This window comes from Streptomyces sp. KL116D (assembly GCF_030766975.1).
GTDB classification, from domain to species: domain Bacteria; phylum Actinomycetota; class Actinomycetes; order Streptomycetales; family Streptomycetaceae; genus Streptomyces; species Streptomyces longispororuber_A.
Genome location: NZ_JASERH010000135.1, coordinates 22616 through 34010 on the forward strand (window position 1 = coordinate 22616; position 11395 = coordinate 34010).

Here is an 11395-nt window from a genome sequence, read left to right on the forward strand (position 1 = left end):
GAGCGGGCTCCGCCCGGGCCCCCTGCCCTCAAGCCCCTCCGGCGATTGAGGAGCGGGGCCCGGGGCGGAGCCTCGGCGATCGAGCCACGGGGGCGCCCACCAGCATCGTGGGCGCCCCCGCGACCCGGGTCAGGAACACCGTCGCCGACGCCTTCCCGTACGGCTTCGGCATCGCCTTGCGGCGCAGCTCCTCCGGCTCCACCGCGGAGCCCGCGCTTCTTCACGGTCAGGACGCCGACCCCGCGCTCCCGCAGCAGCGCCTTCAGCTTCTTGACGTTGAAGGGGAGCCGGTCGGTGATCTCGTAGGCGGTGGCGTACGGGCTGGGCCGCAGCTCGTCCGCGGTGACGTACGCGATGGTCTCGTCGATCAGGCCGCCGCCGACCTCGTCGGCCACCTCGGCGACCAGGTGCGCCCGGATGACCGCGCCGTCCGGCTCGTACAGGGTACCGCCCCACGGGCCGCACCGGCGGATCCGGCAGTCCCCGCCCGACCAGCGTCCGCGGCCCCGGCGGCAGCGTGGCGCGCACCCGTCCCGGCTCGGTGCCGAACCACAGCACGGCCTCCTTCACGTCACCGCCGTCCGAGATCCACTCGGCGTCGGCCTCGGCCGCGATCGCCTCGTGCGGGATGCCGGGGGCGATCTTCAGCGCGGCCCGCGGCGCCTTGAGCGCGGCGGTCACGGCCCAGGAGAGCGGCGGGAGTAGGCCTCGGGGTCGAAGACACGGGCCCCGGCCGCCGCGGCGCGCCGGGTCGACGAAGACCGCGTCGTAGGCGGCCGTGTCCACCTCCGTGACGTCGGGCCTCCGCACCTCGATCAGCTCGGCGAGGTCCAGCGCCTGCGCGTTGGCCCGTGCCCACCGCGCAGGTCAGCGGGTCGCGGTCGACGGCGAGGACGGAGATGCCCGCGCGGGCCAGCGCGATCGCGTCGCCGCCGATGCCGCAGCACAGGTCAGACGCGACGGAGCGGACGCCGAGCGCCTGAAGGACGCGGCGCGGTACGTGGCGACGCCGGTCCTGGTCGCCTGCCTCGACGCCGTTCGCCGTGAAGTGCATGCGGGCCGCGTCCTGCGCCCCGAACTTCGCCACCGCCCGCTGCCGCAGCCGGGCCTGGGCGAGCGCCGCCGAGACGAGCCCGGCCGGGTGCTCGCGGCGCAGCCGGGTGGCGAGCGCGAGTTCCTGCGCGGGGTCGTGGTCGCGCAGCTCGTCGAGCGGGGCGCGACCTCGGGGGACAGCAGGGCGGAGAAGCCGGCGGGATCGGCGGGGTCGGCGGGATCGGAGAAGGCGCTCACCCGGACCATTGCGCCAGTCGGTGGATGGTGCGCGCCGCGCGGCGGTGTCGGCCCCCTGAACAGGGCTGTGAGCTGCGAGGATCGGCGCCATGCAACTAGTACGACAAAGCGAAGAAACCGCTATGAAGGGGACACGGGGACCGGCCGGACGGCAGGCGGCCGTCGCGTCGCGGCCGCCGCCCTCGTGGCTGCCGCGCTCGCCACCGGCCGTGCCGCCGGCGGCGACGACGCGGTAGCCGGCCTCGGTCAGCAGTAGGGCCTGAACGCCCCGCCCGCCCGCGCCCTCGACGCGTACGCCACGCAGCTCAAGGCGCAGCAGGCCCAGCGGGTCGCCGCGGCCAGGCGCTGGGGCCCGCCGAAGGTGCCGCTGGCCGCGCCGAGGCCGCCCGTGAAGAAGCCCACGATCAGGGCGCGCAAGGGCTTTCGAGGTCGACGGCCAGACGGGCTCGGCCTGCCGCCGGTCTTCACGACGATCCCCACCAAGCGACAAGGTCGTCTTCCTCACCATCGACGACGGGGCCGAGAAGGACCCGCGGTTCCTGAGGATGATGAGCGACCTCAGGATCCCGCACACGGCGTTCCTGACCGATGCCGAGGTCAGACCCCTAGCACGACTACTTCAAGAAGATGCAGACCCTGGGCGTCACCCTCAACAACCACACGCTGACCCACCCGTACCTGCCGGGGCTGTCCTACGCGGCAGCAGCACGAGATCTGCGCATGCAGGACCTCATCGAGAAGAATGTACGGCAAGCGGCCCACGCTCTTCTGCAGGCCGCCGTTCGGCAACTACAACCAGGACACCCTGAAGGCCGCGAGGCCTGCGGCATCAGGCACGCGCCGATCTGGAACGCCGAGGCAAAGTTCGTGGGCCGGATGGACTACCGCGAGTGGGACCGGACATCCATCCGGGCGACATCGTCCTCACGCACTTCCGGGGACGCGAGGACTGGAAGGGCACGATGCCCGACATGATCCGCACGTTCCTGAAGTACGTCACCGACAAGGGGTACGCGGTGGCCCGCCCTGGAGGACTACCTGTGACAACTCCCAGGGCGGGGGGCGGCCGTTGCGGTGCGGCGGGCCGGGGCGCGGCTGGTCGGCTGCGCGCTGGCCGCCGCGCTGCTCACCGGGTGCGCGTGCAGTCCGTCGACCCCATCGAACGGATGGGCAGGAAGGCCGCGCAGAAGGTCCGGCACCATCCGCGGCCGGGAGCCGTCGCGGCACAGACGGCGGGCGCGGCGGGCGCCCGCCGCGAACGCCCATCGCCGCTGAGGGCCTCGCCGCCCGCTGGCGCCGCCCCTGAGCCCCCGCCCGCGGGTGCGCTGCCCCGCGCGCCCGGATCGGTGCCGCCGGTGATCGACCGGGTCCCCACCGAGGACAAGGTCGTCTTCCTGACCTTCGACGACGGCGCCGAGAAGGACCCCCGGTTCGTCGACATGGTCCGCGAACCGCGGCTGCCGATCTCGATGTTCCTCGCCGACTCCGCCGCACGCTCGGGCTACGACCACTTCGGTCAACTCCGCAGGCTGGGCGCGTGCAGAACCACACCCTCACGCACCCCTTCCTGCCCGGTCTCGGCTACGTCGACCAGCACGCCGAGATCTGCGGGCCAGCAGGACCGCCTCAAGGGCCGGTTCGGGACGACTCCCCGGCTGTTCCGCCCGCCCTACGGCAGCTACGACGGGACACACACTGCGGGCGGCCGGCGCGTGCGGCATCGACGCGATCGTGCTGTGGCGCGCCTCGATGCAGATCAACGACCGGCTACGCGGAGGGCGCCCGGCTGCGCCCCGGTGACATCGTCCTGGCCCACTTCCGCGGCCCGTCCGAGCTGAAGGGCACCACGCTGACCGAGATGACGTCCGCATGCTGCGCCGCATCCAGGACCAGGGCTTCACGGTGGCGGGCTGGAGGACTACCTGTAGCTCCCCGCGCCGGTCGGGCGGCGGGGCAGACTCGCCGGACCGGCCGGGGCGGCGGAGCGCACGGGGCGGACGGCGGGCGCGGGGGCCGCGGCCTGCGTGCGGCTGCGCGCGAAGACGACGAGCCGCAGGGACCGCGAACCGGGCGATGCCGGTGAGCGCGGAGGGCCGACAGGTGTAGACGACCTGCTCCAGCACGGCACCGGGCGTCGCGACCAGCTGCTGCAGGACGACCATCGCCAGGCAGGTCACTGCGCACGCGGCCGCCGCGACCCGCCGACTGGACGTGCTGGCGCCACGTCGCGTGCCGTCCCGCGCCGAAGGTGAAGCGGGCGTGCAGCTCGGTGGCCAGCAGCGTGAGACCACGGTGACCAGGGCGTTGGCCAGGGCCCAGGGGATCCAGGAGGCGAGCCCCGCGACGGCGAAGCTGGCGGCGACCCCGACCCCGCCCCGCAGCCGACGAACCGGGCGAAGGCCGCGACGCCGGGTGCGCTCTGCTCGCTCTGCTGCTTCCGCGTTGTCGCCATGACCCGACCCCCGTCTGTCCGTCGCTTGAGTGATGCCATCATGGCACACGTATGGCACCATGCGCGAGCCATTGCGGCACCACTCATGGCGCCGCATGGCGTTACGTGCGGGAAACGGGTGGCTCAGGGCGCGAGGAACTGCGCGAGCAATCAGGAGAGGTGCACCCGGCACCTGGAAACCCCCGCGGCGCAGGCCGCATCGGGGAAGTCCCCGCAAGAAACCCCCGCCACGGCCGGAGGCAGTGGCAGTCCGCTTTGGACCGAGTGCTTAATCGCGGTCATAGTCTGGCTCTGCGCGCCCACCGGGAGGTACGCCAGCAGCGACGAGCGGGTCCGGCACCCGCGACGACGGGATCCACCACGGTTCGCCACCCCAGACCAGTTAACCCCGTGAGATCTCTCCGAAGAGGCCGGATCGTGACGACCAACTCAAGCCCTGCTGCCCTCAAGCCGCTCGAGGACCGCATTGACAGGTCCAGCCGCTCGACGCCGAGCAGACCACCGCCTCTGGCCTGGTCATCCCGGACACCGCCAAGGAGAAGCAGGAGGGCGTCGTCCTGGCCGTGAGGCCCAGCTGCTTCGAAGAACGGCGACGTCTGCCGCTCGACGTCCAGGCCGGCGACATCGTGCTGTACAGCAGAGCAGTGCAGGCGGCACCGAGGTGAAGTACAACGGCGAGGAGTACCTCGTCCTCTCGGCTCGCGACGGTCGCGATCCGTCGAGAAGCAATTCACCCGAAGCAGAACGCTTTGCTCTGAGCTGCGCCCCTGGCACCACGCGACGACTTACGGTAGCCGGGGTCGCGCAGTTCACAGCTTCACCCTAGCTTTCGGAGAGTCTTGAATCGCTCCCATGGCGAAGATCCTGGTTCGACGAGGACGCCCGTCGCGCCCTCGAGCGCGGCGTGCAACAGCTCGCCGACGCGGTCAAGGTGACCCTGGGCTAAGGGGTCGCAACGTCGTCATCGACAAGAAGTTCGGCGCCCCCACGATCACCAACGACGGTGTGTCCATCGCCGCGTGAGATCGAGGCTCGAGGACCCGTACGAGAAGCTCGGCGCCGAGCTGGTGAAGGAGGTCGCGACCAAGACGGACGACATCGCCGGTGACGGCACGACCACCGCCACCGTCCTGGCCCAGGCCCTGGTGCGCGGAGGGTCTGCGCAACGTCGCCGCCGGCGCCTACCCCGGCCGCCCTCAAGCGGGGCATCGACGCACGCCGTCAAGGCCGTCTCCGACGACCCTGCTCGCGCACGGCCAAGCCCGATGGAGACGAGAAGTCCGACATCGCTGCGATCGCCGTCCATGTCCGCCGCAGGACACCCAGATCGGCGAGCTCATCGCCGAGGCGATGGACAAGGTCGGCAAGGACGGTGTCATCACCGTCGAGGAGTCCCAACACCTTCGGTCTGGAGCTGGAGCTTCACCGAGGGCATGGCGCTTCGACAAGGGCTACCTGTCCCCGTACTTCGTCACCGACATGGAGCGTATGGAGGCCGTCGCTCGACGACCCGTACATCCCTGATCGCCAACTCGAAGATCGGCATCCATGCAGGACCTCCTTCCGCTGCTCGAGAAGGTCATGCAGGCCGGTCAAGCCGCTGCTGATCATCGCCGAGGACGTCGAGGGCGAGGCCCTGTCGACCCTGGTCGTCAACAAGATCCGTGGCACCTTCAAGTCCGTCGCCGTCAAGGCCCCGGGCTTCGGTGACCGCCGCAAGGCCATGCTCGGCGACATCGCCATCCTCACCGGTGCCACCGTCATCGCCGAGAGGTCGGCCTCAAGCTGGAGCAGCGCCGGTCTCGACGTGCTCGGCACCGCGCCCGCGTGTCGTCATCACCAGGACGAGACGACGATCGTCGACGGCGGCGGTGACAGCGACGAGGTCGAGGGCCGCGTCAGCCAGATCAGTGCCGAGATCGAGAGCTCGGACTGCGACTGGGACCGCGAGAGCTGCAGGAGCGCCTGCGCGAAGCTACGCCGGCGGCGTCTGCGAAATCATCAAGGTCGGCGCCGCGACCGAGGCTCGGCGAGCTCAAGGAGAAGAAGCACCGTCTGGAGGACGCACACCGCGACCCGCGCCGCGGTGGTCGAGGAGGGCATCGTTCCGGTGGTGGCTCCCGCGCTTCGTCCACGCCGTGAAGGTCCCCGAGGGGCAACCTCGACGACAAGACCTGCTGACGAAGGCCACCGGTGTCGCGGTCGCGCCGCGCCGCCGTCCGAGCCGCTGCGCTGGATCTGCGAGAACGCGGTGCTCCGGGGGCTACGTCATCGTCTCCAAAGGTCGCCGATGCTCGAAGGGCTCCGGCTGTCAAACGCCGCGACCGGTGAGTACGGCGACCTGGTCAAGGCCGGCGTCATCGACCCTGGGTCAAGGTCACGCTCCGCGCTGGAGAACGCCGCGTCCATCGCCTCCCCTGCTCCTCACGACCGAGACCCTGGTCGTCGAGAAGCCGGCGGAGGAGGAGGCCGAGGCCACGGTCACGGCCACGGCCGCCGCACTGACCCGTCCCCAGCCTTCCTGAGGCCCGTCTCCCCTTTCCGGGGAGGCGGGCCCTGGGCTTTCATGTTCGGGTGCGGGTTCGGTGGGCTGGTCGCGCAGTTCCTCGCGCCCCTGGAAGGCATGCGCTTCGCGCAGCCTTCCCCCGGTGTGAGATGTCGCACCGAAGGTGCGCACTCTCAGGGGGCGCGGGGAACTGCGCGACCAGCCACCGGCCCGCAAACGAAGGAACCGCTACTGCGGGCCGTACTTCCGCCCGGTCCGCGACGATGCCCCCAAGAAGCGCACGCGGCGTCACCTTCACCACGCCCATCAGCGCCTTGTACCGCGGATCCCGGGATCGACAGGGACTTGCCGCGGGCCAGATCGGCGAGCGCCGACGCCGCCAGCTTTGTCCGCGTCCAGCCACATCCACTCGGAATGTTGTCCGTCCCCATCCCGGCCCGCTGGTGGAACCGTACGGACGAACGGCACAGCGCCATCAGCCGCACCCCGCTGCCCGCCAGGTCCTTCGCCCGCCCCTGCGTGAACTGCACGACCCACGCTCTTCGACGCCCCGTGCCGTGCCGCGCGGCAGAACGCCGCCACCGACGCCACGTTGATCACGCCGCCGCGCCCGCCGCTCTCTGCATCGCCCCGGTCGCCGCCGACGTCGGCACAGCACCGCCTCGCAGTGCACCTTCAGCATGGTCAGCTCGTCGGCCATGTGGAGCACTTCTGAGGTAGCGGCGCTGTTTGCCGAAAGCCGGCGTTGTTCACGAGCAGTGTCCACCGCGGCCTGCGGTCGCCCAGCCGCTCCCTCGACCGCCGCGATGCCTCGTCCGTGGCCAGGTCGGCCGTCAGCACCTCGGCGCTCGAGTGCACGTGCCGTCGTCGCAGTTCGGTCGGCTGCTCGCGCGGCCGCTTCGTGTCGCGCGCGACGAGGACGAAGGTTGTGGGCCGTCGGCGGCCAGGCGCCGGGCGAACGCGGCGCCGATGCACGCGGTGGATCCCGTGATCGAGACAGCCGTAGTCATGTGGAGCAAGCACGGTGACGCCTAGCGTGCCGATGATCAGTGGAGCTCCTGACGGAACCGCTGATTGGCTCCGCTGATCGCTCGATCGACGACCGAGCGGACTGACTCCGCATCATTCCGCCGATCCTCGTGCGCCGGCAGGTGACGGTGCGCATGAACGGCACGTCGGGGTCGGCGACCCGGGCCCGCTCGTCGAAGCGCAGCAGCCGGCTTTCTAGCTTTCGTCCCGCCGGGCAGGGAACACCGTGATGCTTGCAGGCCCTGCGGCGCGGGCGGCGGTGTCTTCCCGTTCACCTCCACCACCCGGAACTGCACGTCGTGCACATGGTAGTTGTGCGGCATCCCGCTGATCGTTGCAGCACGGTCCACACCTCGGTCGTGCCGCGGGTGACGGTCGTCTGACCTGGTTCATCTCCATCGAGGGCGGCCGTTGATCCCGCTTCGCCTTGAGGTCGAAGTGCCGGGAAAGGCACCGCGTCGGCAGGCCTTCGGCAGCTCCAGCCGCCCGGATTCTGAGAAGCGGGACTTCGGGCGAGGGCCGCAACCGGTCCGCCGCCCGCAGCTGCAGCACGTCCGAACGAGTCGTCGTCCCGCCTTCGCGAACCGCGCTTCTGCCACGCGTCAAAGCGGTCGCGTTCTGCGCGTGACTGCGCAGCACGGTCCGCTCGCCGGGCACCATCCGCACCACGACCTCGGCCCGCTCCCCTGGGGGACAGCTGGATCCGGTCCGTCGTCGCGGGCCGCTCCAGCAGACCGCCGCATCCGTCCCGACGAGCGCGAACTCCGCCCGTCCGAGAAGCCGAGGTCGTACGTCCGTGCCGTCGACGCGTTTCAGCAGCCGCAGCCGTACGCGCTCGTCGCGCACGGTCCGGTACGCGGTCGGGTGCCGTTGACGTGGTGCGGTCGCCGAAGGAAGCCGATGGACCGCACCATCCGTGCGCCCGGTGGTCGAGCACTTCGCGCCGTCGAACCTCACGTCCTGCACGATCACCGGCGGGTTCGTCCGACCCCGCACCGCCTCTCGGCAGCGCGAAGCCGCTCGCTCTCGCGTCGTCGACGAGAACATCCCGGCGAGCCCCGCGCTGCACGTGCTGCTCGGTCGCCCGATGCGGATGCGGGTGGTACCAGAGGGTGGCGGCGGGCTGGTCGACGGTCCAGCGGGGCGTCCAGTCCCCGGGCCCGGATCGACCATCTGGTGCGGGCCGCCGTCCATCCCACGCGGGCAGGTGCATGCCGTGCCAGTGCACGGTGGAGGCCTCGAGGGAGCCGTTTGCGGACGGACCTCGACCTGCTCGCCGCGCCGCCGGAGCGTGAGGCCGAGGTAGTCGCCGTCGAAAGAAACCCCAGGTGACGGTCTTTCGGCCGGCGGTGAACTCTCCTTCTCGCCCGTCCGCATCCGCAGGTCGAACGCGGGTGCCGTCCTTCCCGAGGCTGGACCGGGCGAGCGGCGGCACCGCCAGTTCGTACGGAACTCCGTCGTGCCGACGTCTCACCTTCGCGTCGTTCCACAGCCACAGCACACCGCCGCCGATCGCGAGCGCGAGGACGGCGACGAGCGAGCCGAGGACGACGAGGACACGCCAGAGCCGGGTCTTTACGCCGGGGATTCGGGCCATGGACCGAAGCTCTCGCGCGATGCACCGTGGGCCGCGCATCATCGAGACGGTCGACGCCGCGACCTCAACTCGCAGCTGGGTTTTCCTACGAGTGCGCCTGCGCCCGCTTCTCGACGCGCTGCCGGGCCTGCCGGGTGGACTCCAGGTGCAACGCGTCGCCACCGCGAGCAGCTGCGGCAGCAGCTTCCACTTTCGGTGGTCACGGCCCAGGCACGGGGCGACGGTGACCTCGTGCGCGAGCCGGTGCGGATCTCGATGGCGTCCCCCGCCGGATCACCGAGGGCTCGACGATACAGGCGATTTTACTCGGTCCGGCCGTCCTGCGTGGTACCTGACCCGGCCCTTCTCGCCCAGATGCCCCCGGAACGATCCGACACCGGATCGGCCCGGAATGCCTCGAGAGGACAACTCGGAGCCGACCCGCCGGCGCTCTGCCGATCTTCGCGCCGGAGACGTCCACGCCCGATCGTGAGGTTCTCGCCGAGGGCGCACGAGGGCGGCCGGCAACGTGCGCTCCCAGTCGTCAGGTCTCGCGCGCGAACGCATTTTACCGCCTGGTCGTCGCCGCCGATGGTTGCCGTGGTGGTCGCACGGCGTCCCCGGCGAGCCCGCTCGCGCCGATCCCCTTCTGCGCCCGGGCGCCGCCACCCGCATCGCGCGTCGACCGGCTGCTTGGTCGATGTGCCGGTCAGCGTCCCTCGGGGCTGGTCGGTGCGCTCGACGGCCTTCGGGCGGCCCAGGTTGAGAGAGAAGCTTCATCGACGGCGTCGACGCTACGGGACCCGGCACCAAAGCCGTTACGCATTACCTCGCGCCCTCGACCCAAGGTCCAGCTTTATGATTGATGCATGATCGAGCCCGTCATCTCCGTTGTTCCTGCGCGCCGTGGCCGCCACCGGCTCCTGCTCGGCGGCCGCCCGCGAGCTGGGCTGCACCCAGCCCGCCGTCAGCCAGCAGATGAAGGTCCTGGAGTCCTCGGCCGGCACCCTGCTGCTCGCTTTCGGCGCAGATGCGGCGACGCAGGCAGGGCGAGCCCTGGTTGTTACGCGGCCAGCATCCTCGCCGCCGAGGAGGTCGCCGCGATCGCGGGCTGCGCGCGGTGGGTCCGTCTCGTCTCAGCTTCCCGAGCGACGGCTCGACCCGCGCTGTCCCGACGGCCCTCGCCGCCCCTGCTGCGCGCCGAGCACCCCGGCACCGGGTCCTCGCTGGTCGAGCCCGAACGCCGCGCTCGGTCAGTGCTGCGAGGCGACCGGCGCCTTCCATTTTTGCGGGCGCCCACGCGGCGAGTGGACGACCTGGTGGTCAAGGCCGCTCCACCTCGCCGCGACCGGCTCGTGGTCTGGTCACCCGGGGCACCCGCTCGCGGCGGCCGGCTCGGTGACAGTCGGCGTTGCGGACGACCCGTGGATCGCGGGCTGCGCGCTGCCGCCGCCAGCTGGTCAGAGAGGCCGATGCCGGGAAGCGCCGGGTTCTGCGCCGCCGTCATTCGCGACGGACGACTACCGGCGGTGCGTCGGCCTGGTGGGCGCTTCCGGACTCGGGTGGCGGTCACTGCCCGGGCGCTGTGGCCATCGGTCCGTTCCGGCGGCGTGCTGACGAGTGACGGTCGAGCCGGCGGTGCAGCGCGCGAGATCGTCGCGCTCACCCTGCCGATCTGGCCCAGGTCGGCGGTGGCGACCTCGGCCACACTCGCGAGAGGCCGCCGCCCGCTGGTGATCGGGCACGCGGGCACCGGGTGCGCCCTGCCGTACCCGCGGCGCACCCGTGGTGCAGAAACGTTCAGCGTCGGTTGTGGGAAGCGCCGCTGGAGAGCCGGCGGCGCACCGGGCCGCTTCGTCGCCGATGCCGCGACGAGGCGGTTCTGGAGGCCCCGCGCCCGTCAGCTCTTCGCGCTCAAGTCTCGGTGAGGCCGCACACGCCGGCTACGGTTCGCGCACCTGGCCAGGGCGTGGGCAGCGCACTCCCGCCCGTACCGGGCACCTCACGCCTGGAGCCTCTTTTCGCCGAGAGTTCTCACGGGCGCTGCGCGCCGCCCGCTCGCCCTCCCGAGGTGGAAAGAAGAGAGCGAGCTGTCGACACGGCGAGGCCGCGAGGAGCTGCGCCAGTCCACGAGTCTGCGTTCGGTCGGGAAGGCGGGCCTCTGCCATTGCTGTCAGCCCGCTTTAGCCGTTGTGACGCGCAGGACCACGGTGCTCATGACCGTACATCATAACTGTCTAAGGAGATGAAAATATGACTCATTGAGAATCTGGCTACAGGCACCAGCAAAAGGAAGAAAAGGCGCTAAATGGGGCATAGCTGTGATGAAAGCAAACGAGGGTCTGTTGCGCCGTCTCCGCTGTGTCGGCCCCTCACGTAGAAGTGCCAGTAGGCCGTCCGACCCGTAACTCTTTCAGTGACCATCGTTGAGGTGCAGAGGCGGTTGAAAGAACAAGCGCTCGAGGCATCTGTCCAGCAGCTTGAGAGTGTCGACCACCTTCACCTGCACACTACACCACCACCTACTTTGTACTATATATTA

At 70.8% G+C, this 11395-nt stretch carries 3 protein-coding genes and 7 pseudogenes; 5 read left to right on the forward strand and 5 right to left on the reverse strand.

Translation table 11 applies throughout. The features are described from left to right. Positions 1–28 precede the first annotated feature (28 nt). Positions 29–1299: pseudogene (locus tag RBJ77_RS48430) on the reverse strand (SAM-dependent methyltransferase). A gap of 175 nt (positions 1300–1474) precedes the next feature. Between RBJ77_RS48430 and RBJ77_RS48435 the strand changes: the two are divergent. Then, a pseudogene (locus RBJ77_RS48435) lies at positions 1475–2334 on the forward strand (polysaccharide deacetylase family protein). 122 nt (positions 2335–2456) lie between these two features. Beyond that, complete coding sequence (locus tag RBJ77_RS48440) at positions 2457–3128, forward strand: polysaccharide deacetylase family protein (RefSeq protein ID WP_372350795.1); 672 nt, start codon at positions 2457–2459, stop codon at positions 3126–3128. An 80-nt stretch (positions 3129–3208) separates the two neighbouring features. Here RBJ77_RS48440 and RBJ77_RS48445 read toward each other — a convergent pair. Then, a pseudogene (locus RBJ77_RS48445) lies at positions 3209–3742 on the reverse strand (hypothetical protein). Positions 3743–4159: 417 nt separating this feature from the next. Between RBJ77_RS48445 and RBJ77_RS48450 the strand changes: the two are divergent. Next, positions 4160–4448: pseudogene (locus RBJ77_RS48450) on the forward strand (co-chaperone GroES); the annotation flags it as partial. A 146-nt stretch (positions 4449–4594) separates the two neighbouring features. Next, positions 4595–6239 (forward strand): annotated as a pseudogene (groL, locus tag RBJ77_RS48455) (chaperonin GroEL); the annotation flags it as partial. A 237-nt stretch (positions 6240–6476) separates the two neighbouring features. On the opposite strand, the pseudogene RBJ77_RS48460 reads toward groL, so the two are convergent. Both RBJ77_RS48460 and RBJ77_RS48465 read right to left on the reverse strand, forming a co-directional pair. Further along, positions 6477–7258 (reverse strand): annotated as a pseudogene (locus tag RBJ77_RS48460) (SDR family NAD(P)-dependent oxidoreductase). Positions 7259–7548: 290 nt separating this feature from the next. Continuing rightward, the gene (locus RBJ77_RS48465) at positions 7549–8916 is read right to left on the reverse strand and encodes a multicopper oxidase domain-containing protein (protein ID WP_372350792.1); all 1368 of its coding nucleotides are present in this window, start codon (positions 8914–8916) and stop codon (positions 7549–7551) included. 843 nt (positions 8917–9759) lie between these two features. On the opposite strand from RBJ77_RS48465, the gene RBJ77_RS48470 reads away from it, so the two are divergent. Beyond that, on the forward strand, positions 9760–10470 hold the full coding sequence (locus RBJ77_RS48470; protein ID WP_372350793.1) for a LysR family transcriptional regulator: 711 nt from the start codon (positions 9760–9762) through the stop codon (positions 10468–10470). A gap of 214 nt (positions 10471–10684) precedes the next feature. Here RBJ77_RS48470 and RBJ77_RS48475 read toward each other — a convergent pair. Then, positions 10685–10998: pseudogene (locus tag RBJ77_RS48475) on the reverse strand (WhiB family transcriptional regulator); the annotation flags it as partial. Between the last annotated feature and the right edge of the window lie 397 nt (positions 10999–11395).

Bases quoted from the DNA above. Each gene is read 5' to 3' on its own strand.
- RBJ77_RS48440 (WP_372350795.1), top strand. From the start codon at position 2,457: ATGGGCAGGAAGGCCGCGCAGAAGGTCCGGCACCATCCGCGGCCGGGA.
- RBJ77_RS48465 (WP_372350792.1), bottom strand. From the start codon at position 8,916: ATGATGCGCGGCCCACGGTGCATCGCGCGAGAGCTTCGGTCCATGGCC.